Origin of the sequence: Brevundimonas halotolerans (assembly GCF_003730275.1) — a bacterium.
Classification (GTDB): domain Bacteria; phylum Pseudomonadota; class Alphaproteobacteria; order Caulobacterales; family Caulobacteraceae; genus Brevundimonas; species Brevundimonas halotolerans.
Window position 1 is genome coordinate 82,330 of the sequence record NZ_QTTA01000001.1, and the last position, 17,524, is coordinate 99,853.

Consider the following 17,524-nt stretch of genomic DNA (forward strand, 5'->3'; position numbering starts at 1 on the left):
CGGAGAAACATCATGATCCGCACATCCCTGATCATTGCCGCCGCCGGGCTGGTTCTGACCCTTATCTGCCTGGGGGGAGCATTCGCCCTCGGCGGACGCGATCTGGCCAACAACAACTGGATCTGGACCCTCGGGGACGGTCACGGCGAGTCCGTCCGCTTCGAGCGGGTCCAGAACAGCGACGGCCGCGATGCCGGCCCCAAGGTCACCCGCACCCTGACCTGGGACGGGACCGACACCCTCGTCATGGATTTCGGCGGCGACGTTGAATATGTTCAGGGCGAGACTGCGGGCGTCACCGTCACCGGCACCCAGGAGCTGGTCGACCGGGTCGAGATCACCCAGGGCCGCATTCGCCTGAAGGACGGCGAGGACCAGGTCTACGTCAACTGGGGCGACGGAGGCCTCCGCGCCTGGAGCCCCCGCGACCGGCTGCGCGTGGTGGTGACCGCGCCGGACGTCACCCGCTTCCGCCTCAACGGCTCGGGTCATATGGACATCCGCGCCTACGATCAGGACCAGATGGACCTCGGCATCTCGGGATCGGGGGAAATCGAGGCCGAGGGTCGCACCCGCGCCCTGACCCTCGATATCTCGGGCTCGGGCGAGGTCGATCTGGAGGCTCTCGAGCTGGCCGACGCAGACGTGACGGTCTCCGGCTCGGGCGAGGCGCGGCTGGGCCCCACCGGGCGCGCCGCCGTGGCCATCTCCGGCTCGGGCGACGTCACCCTGACCCGCCGTCCGGAAAGCCTCGACAGCCGGGTGTCCGGCTCGGGCGACATTCGTCAGCCCTGAGCGGACCGGGCGGGTGACGCGGGCGCACGGCGTGCCTAGATAGGGGCATGACCCAGTCCTCCTCCCCCGCCCTTTCGCCCTCTCTCCTTGAGGCTGCCGACCTGTCGCCAGAGGCGGCGCGGTCGATCCTGTCCGGTGCCATGACCGGCGCCGACGACGGCGAGCTGTTTCTGGAGCGGGCCGAGACCGAATCGCTGGTCTTCGACGATGGTCGGCTGAAGACGGCCTCCTATGATGCCCATGAGGGTTTTGGCCTGCGCGTGGTTTCGGACGAGACCGCAGGCTATGCCCACTCCAGCGTCGTCGACGCGGCCGCGATCGCACGGGCGGCCGAGACGGCCTCGCTGGCCACCCAGGGCCGCACCGGCGTGCAGGCCGAAGCGCCGGTGTCGACCAACCAGCAGCTCTATGCCCCGATTGACCCGCTGGCCTCGCCCGCCTTCTCGGACAAGATCGCCCTGCTGTCCGAAATCGATGCCTGGGCCCGGACGCGCGATCCCCGTGTCGTCCAGGTATCCGTGTCGATGGCGGGCGAGCATCGCGACATCGAGATCCTGCGGGCCGATGGACGCGGCGTGCGCGACATCCGCCCGCTGGTGCGGCTGAACGTCTCGGTCACGGTCGAACAGAACGGCCGCCGCGAAAGCGCCTCGGCCGGAGCCGGGGGCCGCGCTGGTTTCGACGCCTGGATCGCCCCGGCGCACTGGCAGGCCCAGGTGGACGAAGCCCTGCGTCAGGCGCTCGTGAACCTCGAGGCCGTCGATTGCCCGGCGGGCGAAATGGATGTGGTCCTCGGCGCAGGCTGGCCCGGGGTGCTGCTGCACGAAGCGGTCGGCCATGGCTTCGAGGGGGACTTCCACCGCAAGGGCAGCTCCGTCTTTTCCGGCATGATGGGCAAGCGGGTCGCCGCCCCCGGGGTGACTGTGGTCGATGACGGCTCGATCGCCGGGCGCCGCGGGTCGCTTACTGTCGATGATGAGGGCACGCCCACCTCGCGCACCGTGCTGATCGAGGACGGCATCATGGTCGGGCTGATGCACGACCGGCTGAGCGCGCGGAAACTGGGCGCCCGGGCCACCGGCAACGCCCGCCGCCAGTCCTTTGCCCACCCGCCCATGCCCCGCATGACCAACACCTTCATGGAGGGCGGCAAGGACAGCCGCGCCGACATGATCGCCTCGACCAGGCGCGGCCTCTATGCCGCGAACTTCGGCGGCGGCCAGGTGGACATCACCAATGGCAAATTCGTCTTCCAGTGCACCGAGGCCTATCTGATCGAGGACGGCAGGATCACCGCCCCCGTGCGCGGCGCGACCCTGATCGGGGATGGCGCCACGGCCCTGACCAACATCAGCATGATCGGCGACGACTTTGCCTTTGATCCCGGCGTCGGTGTCTGCGGCAAGGGCGGCCAGGGCGTGCCGGTCGGTATCGGCCAGCCCAGCCTGAAGATCGGCGGCCTGACGGTGGGCGGGACCGCGCTTTAGTCCTCGGCCTGATCGGCCCGCCAGTCGGGGCCGACAATCTCGAAACCGCGCCGTTCCAGATCGTCCAGAACTCCGCCGGTCTCGGCCAGCACCCGCAGCGGCGCGACAGCCAGCGTCACTCCCGGCTCGCGCAGGGCGCCCTCAACGGCGCTGATCCACTGCCCACGCAACAGGGTGCCCAGAGCCGGATCGCCCCAGGGCCAGCATTGCATCATGGCCGCCTCGATGGGCGACGCCATGACCGCCGGAACATCAAACCGCGTCCAGGCCAGCCCTCGTGCCTGCACCGCTCCCGATCCGGCTTCAGTGGCCGCAATCGAAGCCTGCACGCAGGGAACCCAGGTTTCGGGCGGGCGGGTCAGCAGGTCGTCGATCAAGGTGTCGCCCCGCACACTGCCGATGGAGGTGACTGGCACCCGACCGCGCCGGGCAGCGCGTCGCACAACCTCCCCCACCTCCTGATTTCCACGATCGCGCAGGCCCAGCCGGTCCGACAGCAGTTCGCTGCTCAGAATCAGAAAGCTGTCCCGGGACCAGTCCTCATCATAGGTCGCCTCGAGCACGTCGAGACGGGCCTGCCATTCCGGCGACAGATAGTCGGCGCTGGTCTTGCCTTCCGGCATGCGGGTCAGGGTGCGTGACCGCCAGATGACCCGGAAGATGTCGGCCGGGGAGACATTGGCCTGCTGAGGGAAATAGACCCGCTGAGCCTGACGCGTGGCCTGCTCAAGAGCATCAGGACGCCATTCAATGCCGGCGGGCACCGCCTGGATCGCACCGACCAGCAGGACGGTAGCGTTGCCCCGGGTCACCTCCCACATCGGCGCGCCCGAGCGACGGGCCGTGACGATGATCTCGTCCACCGTCGTCTCGACGTCCTGCGCTGCGGCGCGCGGAGGTGCCATGGCCACCGCCGACACACAGGCAATCAGCGCCATGGACGCCCATGCCATCCTGCCGCCCCAAACATTACGCCCAAGTAACATCATGTATTGCCTGTCATGAAAGCGATTTAATCTACTTATCGAACTTGTAACTGGCCGGCGTCAACTTGAAAGACGACACCTCCCTTCACAGACGAGGGGAATATTCATGACGCGTAAAACACTGTTGATCACCACAACCGTTGCCGCCCTGGCTATGGCATTCGCGCCCCAGGCGCTGGCCCAAGATGCACAGGGCGATGGCTCAGCCGGCGCCAGCGCCACGGATCAGGGCATCCTGATCTTCACGCCCGACTTCTTTGCCGACCAGAACCCCAATACGGCTCTGGACATGGTCCAGCGCGTGCCGGGCTTTTCGGTGAGTGACGGTGACGGCGGGCGCGGCTTCGAAGGCGCTGTCGGAAACATCCTGATCAACGGCGCGCGCCCGGCCTCCAAGAATGACAGTGGGTCCTCGGTCCTGTCACGGACCCTGGTGGCCCAGGTCGAGCGCATCGAACTGATCCGGGGCGGCGCTCCCGGCATCGACATGCAGGGCTATTCCGTCGTCGTGAACGTGATCCTGAAGAATGAGAGCAGCCGCCAGACGGTGATCAATGCCAATGCCACCTTCTTTGATGGCGGCAGGGACGTATACGGCGGCTCCTACCAGTTTACCGCCCGTGACGGCGACCGGACCTGGGGCTTCACCCTGTCAGACGGTATCGGCATGAGCGATTCCAACGGAATTGGTCCGGCAACGCGCCGTGCCGCCGACGGTACCCTGCTGCGGCAGGAGGACTTCTACAACGATGCCTACGGCGGCGGCTCGGGCATCCGGGGCAACTATGCCGCCCCCCTGCTGGGCGGCAAGGTCGACCTGACGGCGCGCTATGGCGTCAATGACTTCCACAGCTTTGAACAGCTGACGGGTACCGGCACCTTCCGCGAAAGCCGTTTCGATAACGACGGGACGTCGGGCGAATTCGGCGCCGTCTATACCCGCCCCCTCGGCGCGCGCCTGTCGATGGAGACCCGGTTCATTCACGAGTTCTCTGACTTCGACTCGGTGTCTACCTATAACGCCGACATGGGCGGTGGACCGGAACCGGAACAGCGCTTCCAGTCGACGGGCGAGGCGTCGGAAACCATCGCGCGCAGCCTGGTCCGTTTCGAACGATCCGAGGCCCTGACCTTCGAGGGCGGCGGCGAGATCGCCTACAACCGCCTCGACACCGAACAGGCCTTCTCGGTCGGCGGAACGCCGGTGGTCCTGCCCTCGGCCTCGGTCGTGGTCGAGGAGACGCGCGGCGAACTGTTCGGCAAGAGCACCTGGCGCGTGTCGCCAACCCTGTCGCTCGAAAGCGGCCTCCGGCTCGAGTCCTCGACCATCAGCCAGTCGGGCGACACCGAGAACGAGAAGTCCTTCTTCTTCGCCAAGCCGCGGGTGCAGCTGAGCTGGACACCGATGGCCGATACCCAGGTGCGCGCCCGGTTTGAGCGCGAGGTGGGGCAGCTGGACTTTGGCGACTTTGCCGCCAGCGCCGAACTGGACAGCCAGAATGTGCTGGGCGGCAACGCCGACCTGGAACCCGAGGACCGCTGGATCAGTGAGGTCACCTTCGAACGCCGGTTCTGGGGCGACGGCATCGTCAGCATCGGTCTACGCCACGACGAGATCGGCAATGTCATCGACCGCATTCCTCTGGCGGGTGGCCTGTCGGCCGTGGGCAACATCGGCGACGGCACGCTGGATCAGCTGTCGGTCAACATCATCATCCCCACCGACAAGGCCGGCATCAGCGGGGGCCAGTTCCGCTTCCGCAACGACTGGAACAGCACCGAGGTCACCGACCCGACCACCGGCGAGAAGCGTCCGATCTCGGGCGTGCGCGCCCGTCAGCCGGTGATCTCGTTCGCCCAGGACATCACCACATGGCGCGTCAACTGGAGCGTGGCGTGGATCCCGGTATTGGGCCAGGCCACCTATGACCCGGACCAGACCTTCGCCTGGAAGGGCAGCGACTATTTCGAGCTGGCGGCCGAATACAAGCCGACCGACAGCCTGTCGATCCGCGCCCAGGTCAATCTGTGGGACAATTTCGATACCGAGCGGACGGTGTATGCCGGCCGGACACCGCCACGCCCCATCGCCTTCATCGAGCGGCGCGAAATTGATCCGCGGACCTTCTTCTCGGTGCGGCTGCGCAAGACCTTCTGAGCCCCGCAATCCGGCCACCTTTCCGTCTTGTAACTGGCGATTGACGGTTCGGGCGTTATGGGTGGCCGGATCAACGGGAGGCGACATGACACGATCCGTCTGGCTGGCAAGCACCGCAGCGGCAACGCTCTGGCTGGGCCTTGCCTTGCCTGCAGTCGCGCAGGACACGGCCGGAGCGGGCATCGAGGCGCGTCAGGACCCCGAGCGCCCCGGCGTTCTGATCTTCGACCCCGTCTTCTTCGCTGATACGCGGCCCCGAACCGCCCTCGATATGGTCCAGCGCCTGCCGGGCTTCGGCCTGAACGGCGGCAGCTCGGGTACACGGGGACTGGCCGGGACGGCGGGCAATGTGCTGATCGATGGGCGGCACCCCTCCACCAAGAGCGAGGGCCTCGACAATCTGCTGAGCCGGATTTCCGCTGACAGCGTGGCCTATGTCGAACTGATCCGGGGCGGCGCGCCGGGCATCGACATGCAGGGGCGCTCGGTCGTCGCCAACGTCGTACTGAAGGACGCGATCACGGTCGAGCGGGTGCTGGGGTTCGACGCCTACATCTATGAGGACGGCTACATCGGACCGATCGTTCAGGCCGAGTATTCGCGGCGAGCCGGAGACCATCAGATTGAAGGGGCGCTCAGCGCGACGGTCGACCGCACGGACGGCACCAATGAAGGGCGGCGCCAGCGCTTTGATCCCTCGGGCGCCCTGATCCAGAACGCTGAAATCCAGTCGTGGGACCGGTTCCGCAATGTCCGTGCGTCGGGCGCCGTCCAGCGGCCCCGGGGCGGGGGCCTGCTGCGGGTCAATGCGGTCACCTCCTACTTCAACAATGATCAGGAGCAGGACATCTTCATCCGCTCCGGCGCCGGGGATGACGACTTCAGCGAGCAGGGCTTTGAGGAACTGAGCGGCGAGGTCGGCGCCCGCTGGACGCGCCCGCTCGGCCCCGACACCGAACTGGAACTGACCGGCCTGCAGCGGCTGGAGGCCTCGACCGTCGAGTCAGGCTTTATCCGGACCGGGCGGACCGGGCTGTTCACCAGCGTTTCGACCTCGGGCGAGACGATCGGGCGCGGCGTGGTCCGCTATCGGCGCGACGACCGCTGGTCGTATGAAGGGGGGGCCGAGGTCGCCTACAACTTCCTCGACACCGACAGCGCCTATGAGGAGAACGGCGTTCCGATCGCCCTGCCCGGGTCCGCCCTGCTGGTCGAGGAGTTGCGCGGCGAAGCCTCGGGTCAGGCGACCTGGCGCCCGGGCCCGAACCTGACAGTCGAGGGGGGTCTCAGGGTCGAGGTGTCCGAGATCCGGCAGTCCGGCGACACCGACAGCGCCAAGTCCTTCGTCTACCCCAAGCCCCGGCTGCTGGTGACCTGGACCCCCATGCCCAACCATCAGTTCCGGTTCCGCATCGAGCGGCAGGTCGGACAGCTGGACTTTGGCGATTTTGCCGCCTCGGCCGAGGTCGACCTGGGCCAGGTGGAGGCCGGCAACGCCGACCTGGAGCCCAGCAAGACCACGGCCTATGAGGCGGTCTATGAGCGCCGCTTCTGGGAGCAGGGCGTGGTCAGCGCCCGCCTGACCCATACAGAGGTCGAGGACTACATCGACGTGATCCCGCTGGTCGGCGGGTTCGAGGCGCTGGGCAACATCGGCACAGGCACCCGGACCGAGTTCGAGGTGCAGGCCACCCTGCCGACCGACCGCGCGGGGATCCCCGGGGGCCGCCTGATCGCGAGGGCTGCGCTCCGCGAGACCGACATCGAGGACCCGCTGACCGGGGAATCCCGACGCTTTTCCGGCGACGACGGCTTTGGCTGCGGCGTGACCTTCACCCAGGATCTGGACGGCGGTCGCTGGGCGTGGGGCATGAACCACAGCTGCGACATCGACGCCGGCACCAGCTACCGGGTGCGGGAGCTGCGCTTCAACGAATCCGAGCCGCCGTTCAATGCCTTTGTCCAGTGGAAGCCATCGGACGATCTGAGCGTGCGGGTCGACTTCAGCAACCTGACGGACGCCGAGGAACGTAGGCGGCGGGACATCTATGCCGGGCCGCGTGACAGCGCGCCGCTGTCGCTGCGCGAGACCTATTCCCAGGCCCGCGGGTCGTGGCTGTTCCTGCAAATCCGCAAGACAATCTGAGGGTTAACCTACAGAAAAAGGGGCGGAGCCGACCGGCCCCGCCCCCCTCTGTCGTGTCAGACGCCTGACGTCAGACCTGATCGGGTCTGGTGATGCTGGCATCCTGCTGGCCGCGATCGGTCAGATCGGGACCGGGGTGGTTTCCGGCGTCATTGGCACCGTGCGACCAGCCCTTGATCAGGAAGCTGATCAGGATGAAGGCCACACCGATTCCGACGCCCCACCAGCCCAGCTTGCCGAAGCCGTCAAGCGAGGTGGCAAGCGCGCCTTCGGGGTCCAGAACCTGGCCCCCGACGGTTTCCGTGCCCATCAGGCCGGCAATCTGACCGCCCACGAACTGGGCGATCGAACTGGCCAGGAACCAGACCGCCATCATGAAGCTGACCACGGAGGGCAGCGACAGTTTGGTGATCTCGGACAGGCCCACCGGCGACAGGAACAGCTCACCAGTCGTGTGCAGCATGTAGAGCAGCGCCAGGATGATCAGCGGCATCTGGAAGGCGCTGCTGACCATGCCGGACCCGGCCGCCCAGACCACCACCAGGAAGCCGAGGCCGACCTGCATGATGCCGAGGCCGAACTTCATGGTCGGGTCGGGGTCCATCTTCTTCGAGGCCAGCCAGGCCCACAGCGCCGCAAAGATCGGCGCGAAGATCAGGATGAAGCCGGCGTTGAAGGACTGGACCTGGGCGGCCGTGATGGTCGCATCGATCCAGAAGCCCGTGGGCGTGATGCCCGCCGCCGCCAGCTGGGCCGGCGTACCGATGGTGATGCCGAGGAACTGCATGGCCATCGGTGTGATGGTCAGGTCGACGTTCCGGTCGGCGAACAGGTTCAGCGAGGTGCCGGCCTGTTCGAACAGGGTGAAGAAGACCACCGCGCCGAAGATCAGCACGACAGCCAGCATCATCCGCTGACGCTCGACCCAGGTCTTGCACAGGAAGGCAATGATCCAGGCGATGAAGGCCAGCGACAGAAGGGTCGAAATGGTCAGAACAGTGCCGACCAGGGCGTTGCGCTGGACCATGAACCAGACGATGCCGACCCCGAGGATGGCCAGGATATAGATCAGCCATTCGCGGTTGATGGGACCGAACAGAGGCTTCTTGAGCAGTTCGGGGTTGGGCGGCTCGCCATTCCCCTGCAGCAACGGCTTGCCGAGGACGAAGACGATAAAGCCGAGCGCCATACCGACGCCGGCAAGCCCGAAGCCGGCCCACCAGCCGACGGTCTGGCCCAGATAACCGCACAGCACCGCCGCCCAGAAGGCACCGAGGTTGATGCCGTAATAGTAGAGGGTGAAGCCGGAATCGCGCCGGGGATCGCCCTGCGGATACAGCTGTCCGACGATGGTCGAGATGTTCGGCTTCAGGAAGCCGACGCCCATGATGATCAGCGAAAGGGCGAGGTAGAAGCTCATTTCCGCCCGGGTGTCACGAGCAGCTTCCATCTCATAGGTGCCGGGCTCAAGCACGGCCGGCAGGCTGGAACCTGGCGGAAGATCGGTCAGTTGCAGACCGCCGCTTTCGGCGGCGCCGAAGGCATAGAGCTGGCCATCGACCATGATGCCCACTTCACGCGCCGCGCCGCGCCCCTCGCCGACGACCTCATACTGGGCCCCTGCATAGGTGAGGGTTTCGGTTGCCGGGCTGCCTTCATAGGCCATCAGGCCATGGCCGGCGACCAGCAGCAGGGCCCCGAAGGCGATGGCCTTGCGCGTGCCGATATAGCGGTCGGCGAGAATGCCGCCGACCAGTGGCAGCAGATAGACCAGCGAGGTGTAGGAGCCGTAGGTCGCGCCCGCCGTGGAGTCGTCGAACAGGAAATGCTGCGTCAGATAGAAGATCAGGATGCCGCGCATGCCGTAGTAGGAGAAGCGCTCCCACATCTCGGCGAAGAACAGGATGATCAGCCCCTTGGGGTGATGCTTCAGGATCTGGAACAGCACCGGCACGCCCGTAATCAGCGTGATGATCAAGCCCAGGATGATGACGATATTCATGTCCGGTTCCTCCCCCGGTCAGGCGCAAGACCCGCGCCCCTGATGTCCGCTTTTGACAACGGCCTACTCCCTCTTGCGACGCCCCACTCGGCGCACGAAGGCGCATTTCGACCACGATCCTCAAACCCGGACAAGGCCTAAGGTTACTGAGGTGTGGGTACCCGTTCGCGGCGGCGCCCGAAAACACCGTCTGAACCGTCTGAACCGTCTGAAATCGTCCGGGGGCGAGTGAATAAAATACCGTCTGAATGGTCTGAATGGTCTGAAATCATGTCGAGCCTCTCCGGCGGCATGGGTAACCGGACAGTATGCATCGTCCGCGCACCAAGGCGGGCAGAACGGTCCGAGAAGCGGCGGGGATGTTGAAGAGGCAGGGGGTTTTGGGCGGCTAATTTCATAGCTGAAGCCTTCGACCCACCACTCCCCCGCTTCCCCGGCGCAGGCCGGGGCCCAGAACAACGCCCTGACCGGCAGGGTGGTGGCCGACCTGCAATGAAGATGAGGCCAAAGCCCCCGCACGCCTCCCTGGACCCCGGCCTGCGCCGGGGAGCCGGTGCGCGGGGAAAAGAGCTTCGCGGAGGACGTCAGTCTTTCGATTTCAGCAGATCGCGGATTTCGGTCAGCAGGGTTTCGCTGGGGGTCGGGGCGGGGGGTGCGGCCTGGGGCTCCTCGGCCTGCTTGCGGCGCATGTTGTTGATGCCCTTGACCAGCATGAAGACGACAAAGGCCACGATGACGAACTGAAGGATTGCATTGGCAAAGGCGCCGTACTGGATGGCGACCAGTTCGACCGCCTCGGTGGCCGGGTCTTCGGGCTTCAGCACCCACTGCAGCTCGGAAAAGTCCACGCCCCCCATGGCCAGACCGATGGGCGGCATGATGATCTGATCGACCAGACTTTTGACGATGCCGTTGAAGGCCGCGCCGATGATGATGCCGACCGCCAGATCGACGACATTGCCGCGCACGGCGAACTCGCGAAATTCCTGAAACAGCCCCATGTCATTCTCCGTGATGTGATGCGATCCGGTGCGGCGCTCAGGCCGGCTTCAGATCGAGGCGATAGAATTGGTTGAAGTCGCTGGCCGTATAGCCGCCGAACGCCTCGCCCTTTTTGAATCCCCGCGCGCCGTAAAGGTTCAGCGCCGCATCGAAGGCGGGACCTGAGCCGGTTTCGAGGCTGAGGCGGCGATATCCCTGACGGCAGGCTTCGGCGATCAAATGTTCGAGCAGGGCACGGCCCACGCCCCGGCCGAGATGATCCGGATGGGTGCGCATGGATTTGATCTCGGCCACACCGTCCGGATCGAGACGCAGGGCCCCCATGCCCAGCAGGGCCTGGTCATGCCACAGGGTGTAAAGGGTTACGCCCGGTGCCTTGAGACCCGACAGGTCCAGTGCGTGGACGCCGCATGCGGGTGAGTAGCGGCGCATGCCGTCGAGGTGCAGGGTCAGGAGTGCCTGAAGCCGGGCATCGTCAAAGTCCGCCGGAAGGATCCGCCAGCCGGGCTGCATGAAGCGTCTCAGTTCTCGGCGTTCAGCCGCTCGCGCAGCTCCTTGCCGCTCTTGAAGAAGGGCACCGCCTTGGCCGGCACATCGACGGTCTCGCCCGTGCGCGGATTGCGGCCCTGACGTGCGGGGCGATGTCGGACGGAAAAGGCACCGAAGCCCCGGATTTCGACCCGCCCGCCGTCGGACAGGGTTTCGACCATTCGGCCCAGCACCACATTGACCAGACGTTCGACCTCGGCCTGGGTCAGATGCGGGTTCTCGGCCGCCAGTTTTTCAATCAACTCGGACTTGATCACATCAGCCCCCTTCTCGTGCCGACGGCGCACATCGCGGTGCGGCATCCATCGCGCTTGCCAAACCGGCCCCCCGGCGGCTGGGCCCACCCTAGACCTCGCGTGGCCGGGGAATAAAGGGGGGATACGCAGATTAAGCATCATTAACGGGCTTAGTGTACGGTAACGGACACAAATTGGCGCCGGAAACAGCAAAAAGGGCGGCCAGATCGCTCTGACCGCCCCCATTTTGCAGAGATACCGACGTTAGTCCTTGGTCGTGCCCTTTTCGCGGAGGGCGGCGCCCAGGATGTCACCCAGCGAAGCACCGGAGTCCGAAGACCCAAACTGTTCGATGGCTTCCTGCTCGTCCTTCATCTCGAGCGCCTTGACCGAGACCGACACGCGGCGCGTGGCCTTTTCGATGCCGGTGATCATGGCGTCGATGCGATCGCCGACGGCGAAGCGCTCGGGACGTTGCTCGGCACGGTCGCGCGACAGGTCCGACTTGCGAACGAAGGCCGTGACCGGCGCGTCATCCTCGCCGAACTTGACCTCGATACCGCCGGTCTCGATCGACGAGACGGTGACGGTGATCTGCTGACCCTTCTTGTAGGTGTCGCCTTCCATCGGATCGCCGCCCAACTGCTTGATGCCCAGCGAGACGCGCTCCTTCTCGACGTCGACGTCGAGCACCTTGGCCTTGACCATCTCGCCCTTGCGATAGCGCTGGATGGCTTCTTCGCCCGAGACATTCCAGTCGAGGTCGGACAGGTGGACCATGCCGTCGATGTCGCTGTCGAGGCCGATGAACAGACCGAATTCGGTGGCGTTCTTGACCTCACCCTCGACGGTCGAGCCGATCGGGTGGTTGGCGACGAAGGCATCCCACGGATTGTCCTGGGCCTGCTTCAGACCCAGAGAGATGCGGCGCTTGGCGGAATCGACGTCCAGCACAACCACATCCACTTCCTGCGAGGTGGAGACGATCTTGCCCGGATGGACGTTCTTCTTGGTCCAGCTCATTTCCGAGACGTGGACCAGACCCTCGACACCGGCTTCCAGCTCCACGAAGGCGCCGTAGTCGGTGATGTTGGTGATGCGACCGGTCATCTTGGCGCCGACCGGATATTTGGCTTCCACGCCGTCCCATGGATCGGCTTGAAGCTGCTTCATGCCCAGCGAGATACGCTGGGTGTCCGGATTGATCTTGACGATCTGCACCTGGACGGTGTCGCCGACGGCCAGCACCTGCGAGGGGTGCGAGACGCGCTTCCACGACATGTCGGTGACGTGCAGCAGGCCGTCGATGCCGCCCAGATCCACGAACGCGCCGTAGTCGGTGATGTTCTTGACCACGCCTTCGCGGACTTCACCCTCGGCCAGCTGACCGACCAGTTCGGTGCGCTGTTCGGCGCGGGCTTCTTCCAGGATGGCGCGACGCGAGACGACGATGTTGCCGCGCGGACGGTCCATTTTCAGGATGGCGAAGGGCTGTTCCTTGCCCATCAGCGGGCCGACGTCGCGGACCGGACGGATGTCGACCTGCGAGCCCGGCAGGAAGGCCGAGGCGCCGCCCAGGTCGACAGTGAAGCCACCCTTCACGCGGCCGACGATGGCGCCCATGACGGGCTGCTCTTCGGCGAACACGGCTTCCAGACGGGTCCAGGCTTCCTCGCGGCGGGCCTTGTCGCGGCTGATGACCGCTTCGCCCAGGGCGTTTTCGACGCGCTCGAGGTAGACTTCGACGTCATCGCCGACCTTGGGGATCGAGGCGCCTTCGCCCTGACCGAACTCGCGGGCCGAGATACGGCCTTCGGTCTTCAGACCGACGTCGATGATGATGATGTCTTTTTCGATGCCGACGACGCGGCCATGGACGACCTGGCCTTCGCCAAGGTCACGACCCTTGAGGGTCTCGTCGAGCAGGGCGGCGAAATCGTCGCGGGTCGGGGTAAGGGTATCGGTCATGAAACTCTGGGGTTGGAGGTAAGGGCAGGACCGTGCGACTCCACAAGGAGTCATCACGGACGTTCGATTGAAAAGGCGGAGGATCGATCCGGGGTCACGCTCTGCAACCCGAACGCCCGCGGTGGCCGAGGATCCTTGCGTTGGATTTGCCCGCCGGTCAGCGCGCTCGCGAGGTCTCGACGATACGGCGGGCCGCATCGAAGGCGGCCTCTATATCCATATCGGTCGTATCCAGCAAGGCCGCGTCATCGGCCTGGACCATGGGGGCGGCCCCGCGTCCGGCATCGCGGGCGTCGCGTTTCAGGATATCGGCCAGCATGTCGTCAAAGGCGATGGTCTCGCCGCGCGCCGTCAGCTGCAGCCAGCGGCGGCGGGCGCGGACCTCCGGGCTGGCGGTAACGAACAGCTTGGCCGAGGCGTCGGGGGCGATGACGGTGCCGATGTCGCGGCCGTCCAGCACCGCCCCGCCCGGCTGTCGGGCAAAGCGGGTCTGGAGGTCCAGCAGGTCCGCGCGCACGCCGGGATGACCGGCCACGCGGCTGGCGGCCTCGCCCGCGCCCCGGTCGGTCAGGCGGGGGATGTCGGTCAGGTCGGAGGGCCGGAGGGCTCGGGCCACCCTTTCCGCCAGCGCCGCATCGCCGAGCTCCCCGCCCCGGTCCAGAACACCCAGCCCCACGGCACGATACAGCAGGCCGGTGTCCAGATGCGGCAGGCCATAGTACTGCGCCAGTCGCAGGGCGATCGTGCCCTTGCCCGAGGCAGCCGGGCCGTCGACGGCGATGATGAGGTCGGCGGGGGTGCTCATCCCGCCTCGATATCGGCACCCAGCCCCTGCATCAACGCCACAAACCCCGGAAAGCTGGTGGCGATCATCTCGGGGTCGCGGACAGTGACGGGGCGGGCGGCGGCGAGGCCGAGCACCAGATGGCTCATGGCGATGCGGTGATCATGGGCGGTTTCGACGGTGGCGCCCCCCGCGACGGGGCCGCCGGTGACGATCAGGCCTTCGGCTTCTTCCTCGACGGCCACACCGCAGGCCGCGAGGCCCCGGGCCATCAGGGCGATCCGGTCGCTTTCCTTGACCCGCATCTCGCCGATGCCGCGCATGACCGTCTGGCCCGAAGCGAAGGCGGCGGTGGCGGCGAGGATCGGATATTCGTCGATCATGGAGGCGGCGCGGGCCTCGGGCACGACCACGCCGGTCAGGGCCGAGTGACGCGCGGTGATGTCGCCGACCGCCTCGCCGCCGCTTTCGCGCCGGTTGGTAATCTCGAGGTCCGCGCCCATCTCGCGCCAGGTCTCGAACAGGCCGGTGCGGAGCGGGTTGAGCATGACGTTTTCGACCGTCACCACAGACCCCGGCACGATCAGGCCGGCGGCCAGAGGGAAGGCGGCAGAGGACGGATCGCCCGGGACGGAGACAGCAGTGCCGGTCAGGGACTGCCCGCCCTGCAAACGGATGCGACAGCCCTCGCCCTGTTCCGTCACCTGAACCTCAGCGCCGAAGGCCCGCAGCATGCGCTCGGTGTGGTCGCGACTGCGCTCGGGCTCGGTGATGTCGGTATTGCCCGAGGCGTTCAGCCCGGCCAGCAGCAGGGCCGACTTGACCTGGGCCGAGGCGACCGTCTGGGTGAAGGTCAGACCGGCCAGGGCACCACCCGTCAGTTGCAGGGGCAGGCGGTCCTCCTCGCCTTGCCACTCAAACCGCGCGCCCATGTCGCTGAGGGGGCCGGTGACCCGCATCATCGGGCGTTTGCGCAAGCTGGCGTCGCCGTCGAAGGTCACGGTGATCGGATAGCCCGCCGCGGCCCCCATCAGCAGGCGAACCCCGGTGCCGGCGTTGCCGCAGTCGATGACACCCTCGGGCTGTCTGAAACCACCCCGACCGGTGACGCGCCAGTGGCCGGGGCCGAGCCGCTCGACGTCAGCACCGAAGGCCGCAACGGCCCGCGCCGTGGCCAGAATGTCGTCGCCTTCCAGCAGGCCCGTGATCTCGGTCACGCCCGTCGCCATGCCGCCCAGGATCAGGGCGCGGTGGGAAACCGACTTGTCCCCCGGGGCGGGCACAGAGCCTGTGAGGGCGGCCCCCCGGCGGGCAGTGAGCGATAAAGCGGCGGCCACGGACGGCCTTTCGGTCAGGCAGGAAACGGGAGAAGCCACGAAGAAACCGGGTTTCGGGCGAAGATGGCTTTTGACAGCGGGCCATTCGGGTGGCAAGGGAGCCGCCCGAAATCCCCCCGTCGCGAAGGGTCACGATCCGTGAGCAAAGCCGACCTTGGCGCCAAGCAGCTCTGCCCGAACTGCCAGGCCAAATTCTATGATCTGAACCGCCGCCCGGCGCACTGCCCCAAGTGCGACACGGAGTTTGATCCCGAAGAGGCCCTGCGCCTGCGCAACCGTCGCGGACGCCCGGCCGATGTGCCGGAGCCCGAAGAGGCCGAGGACGACACGGACGATCAGGTCAAGGACAAGAAGGCCGCCGCAGACGATGACGAGGAAGAGGACGATACGCCTCCGACCCCGGAAATCGATCAGGAAGGCCATGAGAAGATCCTGACGCCCGACGACGACGATGACGAAGACACGTCGAAAGACGACGCCGGCATGAACGACGATGACGACGACGTTCTGGACGATGACGACGACGATGACTCGGCTGCCTTCATCGACGACGGCGACGATGACGACGACGATTTCGACGGCGAGATCGTCAAGCCGTCCAAGGACGACGACTGATAAAAATCACGCCTTCCCGAGGGTGAAAATATTTGGCGGAATCGGGCTTGATCGGGATCAAGCCCTGACATAGGTTCCGCCGCCTCAAAGGACCCCCTCAAAGGGCCCTGCGGACCAGACCCGCGGCGACAGCCAAAGGTTCGGGGCTTTAGCTCAGTTGGTAGAGCGCTTGCATGGCATGCAAGAGGTCAGCGGTTCGACTCCGCTAAGCTCCACCATAAACCCCTCGCCGGACCACGGCGGGGGGTTTTCCAATTCAGCCCCTGCTCAGGACGCGCCGCCGCATTGCCCGGCGCGGGCGCATCGTCTATCCCCGCAACGCAAGCGGCCCGTCGTCGGGGCCTTTCAGGGAGCATGGCTGATGATGCCGTCCGGTTCGGGTCTGGTCACTGTGTTCGGGGGATCCGGCTTTGTCGGGACCCAGGTGGTACGCGCCCTGGCGCGGCGCGGCCTGCGGGTTCGGGTGGCCGTACGCAACCCCAATCTGGCGCACGACCTGAAGCCGCTGGGCGACGTCGGCCAGGTGATGCCCGTCTATGGCGACATCACCGATGCCGGGACGGTGCGGAACGCCGTGGCCGGGGCGGACACCGTCATCAATCTGGTCGGCATTCTGTATGAACGCCCGGGCTCGAAAGCCTTTGAGCGGATCCATGTCGAGGGCGCCCGCACCGTGGCCGAGGCCGCCAAGGCTGCCGGGGCCCGCCGCATGGTTCAGATGTCGGCCATCGGTGCCGACCCGAACAGCGAGTCCGCCTATGCCCGCTCCAAGGCGCAGGGCGAGACCGCCGTGGCCGAGGCCTTCCCGGGAGCGGTCATCGTGCGCCCGTCGATCGTGTTCGGCCCCGGCGACGGCTTCTTCAACCGGTTCGCGGCGATGTCAGGGATTGCCCCGGCCCTGCCGCTGATTGGCGGAGGCCAGACGCGCTTCCAGCCGGTGTTCGTCGGTGATGTGGCGGAGGCCGTCGCCCGCGTCGCGACCGATCCGGCGTGGGCCGGCCAGACGGTCGAGCTGGGCGGGCCGACAGTCGTCACCTTTGAAGAGGTGCTGAAGATGATCGCGCGCGAGACAGGCCGGCATCGGCTGTTGCTGCCCCTGCCCTTCCCCGTCGCGCGGGCCATCGGTTCGGTGGCCCAGCTGACGACGCTGGTCGGGATTCCGCCGGTGCTGACGCGCGACCAGATCCTGTTGATGCAGACCGACAATGTGGTGGCCGAAGGTGCCACGGGTCTGGGCGACCTGGGGATTGAGCCGACCGGCATGGCCGCCGTGGTGCCCAACTATCTGTGGCGCTACCGCAGGGGCGGCCAGTTCGCCGAACAGCCCGTCGGCTAGGTGTCGTTTCCAAGAAGGTTGTTCACCCTTGACCAAGGGGTGAGGCCTTTGATTCCGGAGTGTGGTCGGCGCAGGTTGTAGTTTTCGGTCCAGGGTTTGATGGCTGCGGCGCGCTCGTCCGAT

General features: G+C 66.4%; 15 protein-coding genes and 1 tRNA gene. 7 read left to right on the forward strand and 9 right to left on the reverse strand.

Annotated elements, in window-relative coordinates; translation table 11 throughout:
• The first annotated feature begins 12 nt into the window (after window positions 1-12).
• Together EG854_RS00360 and tldD are read left to right on the forward strand one after the other, a co-directional pair.
• Window positions 13-795 (forward strand): GIN domain-containing protein, encoded by a 783-nt coding sequence (locus tag EG854_RS00360; protein ID WP_123285751.1) that lies wholly within the window; start codon window positions 13-15, stop codon window positions 793-795.
• Between the two features lie 47 nt (window positions 796-842).
• Window positions 843-2,282: a metalloprotease TldD gene (tldD, locus tag EG854_RS00365; RefSeq protein WP_123285752.1), complete on the forward strand. Its 1,440-nt coding sequence runs from the start codon at window positions 843-845 to the stop codon at window positions 2,280-2,282.
• On the opposite strand, the gene EG854_RS00370 is transcribed toward tldD, so the two are convergent.
• Window positions 2,279-3,220, reverse strand: a complete 942-nt coding sequence (locus EG854_RS00370) for a TraB/GumN family protein (RefSeq protein WP_164461732.1) — start codon at window positions 3,218-3,220, stop codon at window positions 2,279-2,281. The two genes, tldD and EG854_RS00370, sit on opposite strands and share 4 nt — an antisense overlap.
• A 154-nt stretch (window positions 3,221-3,374) precedes the next feature.
• On the opposite strand from EG854_RS00370, the gene EG854_RS00375 reads away from it, so the two are divergent.
• The gene (locus EG854_RS00375) at window positions 3,375-5,426 is read left to right on the forward strand and encodes a TonB-dependent receptor plug domain-containing protein (protein WP_123285754.1); all 2,052 of its coding nucleotides are present in this window, start codon (window positions 3,375-3,377) and stop codon (window positions 5,424-5,426) included.
• 85 nt (window positions 5,427-5,511) lie between these two features.
• Window positions 5,512-7,572 carry a TonB-dependent receptor plug domain-containing protein gene (locus EG854_RS00380; RefSeq protein ID WP_123285755.1) on the forward strand — a complete coding sequence of 687 codons (2,061 nt, stop codon included), beginning with the start codon at window positions 5,512-5,514 and terminating at the stop codon, window positions 7,570-7,572.
• A gap of 70 nt (window positions 7,573-7,642) precedes the next feature.
• On the opposite strand, the gene EG854_RS00385 is transcribed toward EG854_RS00380, so the two are convergent.
• The 7 genes from EG854_RS00385 to aroA form a co-directional block, all read right to left on the reverse strand.
• Entirely contained in the window at window positions 7,643-9,574 is a 1,932-nt protein-coding gene (locus tag EG854_RS00385) for a peptide MFS transporter (protein ID WP_123285756.1), read from the reverse strand.
• A gap of 584 nt (window positions 9,575-10,158) precedes the next feature.
• Window positions 10,159-10,575 (reverse strand): large-conductance mechanosensitive channel protein MscL, encoded by a 417-nt coding sequence (mscL, locus tag EG854_RS00390; RefSeq protein WP_123285757.1) that lies wholly within the window; start codon window positions 10,573-10,575, stop codon window positions 10,159-10,161.
• Between the two features lie 37 nt (window positions 10,576-10,612).
• Window positions 10,613-11,089, reverse strand: coding sequence for a GNAT family N-acetyltransferase (locus EG854_RS00395; protein WP_123285758.1), 477 nt, complete (start codon window positions 11,087-11,089; stop codon window positions 10,613-10,615).
• A gap of 8 nt (window positions 11,090-11,097) precedes the next feature.
• Window positions 11,098-11,382, reverse strand: a complete 285-nt coding sequence (locus tag EG854_RS00400) for an integration host factor subunit beta (protein ID WP_123285769.1) — start codon at window positions 11,380-11,382, stop codon at window positions 11,098-11,100.
• Between the two features lie 243 nt (window positions 11,383-11,625).
• The gene (rpsA, locus tag EG854_RS00405) at window positions 11,626-13,329 is read right to left on the reverse strand and encodes a 30S ribosomal protein S1 (RefSeq protein WP_123285759.1); all 1,704 of its coding nucleotides are present in this window, start codon (window positions 13,327-13,329) and stop codon (window positions 11,626-11,628) included.
• 157 nt (window positions 13,330-13,486) lie between these two features.
• Window positions 13,487-14,134: a (d)CMP kinase gene (gene cmk, locus EG854_RS00410; RefSeq protein ID WP_123285760.1), complete on the reverse strand. Its 648-nt coding sequence runs from the start codon at window positions 14,132-14,134 to the stop codon at window positions 13,487-13,489.
• On the reverse strand, window positions 14,131-15,450 hold the full coding sequence (aroA, locus tag EG854_RS00415; RefSeq protein WP_123285761.1) for a 3-phosphoshikimate 1-carboxyvinyltransferase: 1,320 nt from the start codon (window positions 15,448-15,450) through the stop codon (window positions 14,131-14,133). The genes cmk and aroA overlap by 4 nt, the downstream gene beginning before the upstream one ends.
• A gap of 138 nt (window positions 15,451-15,588) precedes the next feature.
• Here aroA and EG854_RS00420 point away from each other — a divergent pair, with 138 nt between their 5' ends.
• From EG854_RS00420 to EG854_RS00430, 3 genes are all read left to right on the forward strand, one after another.
• A complete protein-coding gene (locus tag EG854_RS00420; protein WP_123285762.1) occupies window positions 15,589-16,065 on the forward strand; it encodes a TIGR02300 family protein in 477 nt (158 codons plus the stop codon).
• A 142-nt stretch (window positions 16,066-16,207) separates the two neighbouring features.
• Window positions 16,208-16,283, forward strand: a tRNA-Ala gene (locus EG854_RS00425).
• 143 nt (window positions 16,284-16,426) lie between these two features.
• Window positions 16,427-17,401, forward strand: coding sequence for a complex I NDUFA9 subunit family protein (locus EG854_RS00430; RefSeq protein ID WP_164461733.1), 975 nt, complete (start codon window positions 16,427-16,429; stop codon window positions 17,399-17,401).
• On the opposite strand, the gene EG854_RS00435 is transcribed toward EG854_RS00430, so the two are convergent.
• A partial coding sequence (locus EG854_RS00435; RefSeq protein ID WP_164461734.1) for an integrase core domain-containing protein occupies window positions 17,398-17,524 on the reverse strand: 127 nt, incomplete at its 5' end. The two genes, EG854_RS00430 and EG854_RS00435, sit on opposite strands and share 4 nt — an antisense overlap.

What these genes read in the sequence shown, in the direction of transcription:
- EG854_RS00430 (WP_164461733.1), top strand. Translation starts at nt 16,427, where the DNA reads ATGATGCCGTCCGGTTCGGGTCTGGTCACTGTGTTCGGGGGATCCGGC.
- rpsA (WP_123285759.1), bottom strand. Translation starts at nt 13,329, where the DNA reads ATGACCGATACCCTTACCCCGACCCGCGACGATTTCGCCGCCCTGCTC.
- EG854_RS00370 (WP_164461732.1), bottom strand. Translation starts at nt 3,220, where the DNA reads ATGGCGCTGATTGCCTGTGTGTCGGCGGTGGCCATGGCACCTCCGCGC.
- EG854_RS00375 (WP_123285754.1), top strand. Translation starts at nt 3,375, where the DNA reads ATGACGCGTAAAACACTGTTGATCACCACAACCGTTGCCGCCCTGGCT.
- cmk (WP_123285760.1), bottom strand. Translation starts at nt 14,134, where the DNA reads ATGAGCACCCCCGCCGACCTCATCATCGCCGTCGACGGCCCGGCTGCC.
- EG854_RS00360 (WP_123285751.1), top strand. Translation starts at nt 13, where the DNA reads ATGATCCGCACATCCCTGATCATTGCCGCCGCCGGGCTGGTTCTGACC.
- EG854_RS00385 (WP_123285756.1), bottom strand. Translation starts at nt 9,574, where the DNA reads ATGAATATCGTCATCATCCTGGGCTTGATCATCACGCTGATTACGGGC.
- mscL (WP_123285757.1), bottom strand. Translation starts at nt 10,575, where the DNA reads ATGGGGCTGTTTCAGGAATTTCGCGAGTTCGCCGTGCGCGGCAATGTC.
- tldD (WP_123285752.1), top strand. Translation starts at nt 843, where the DNA reads ATGACCCAGTCCTCCTCCCCCGCCCTTTCGCCCTCTCTCCTTGAGGCT.
- EG854_RS00380 (WP_123285755.1), top strand. Translation starts at nt 5,512, where the DNA reads ATGACACGATCCGTCTGGCTGGCAAGCACCGCAGCGGCAACGCTCTGG.
- EG854_RS00395 (WP_123285758.1), bottom strand. Translation starts at nt 11,089, where the DNA reads ATGCAGCCCGGCTGGCGGATCCTTCCGGCGGACTTTGACGATGCCCGG.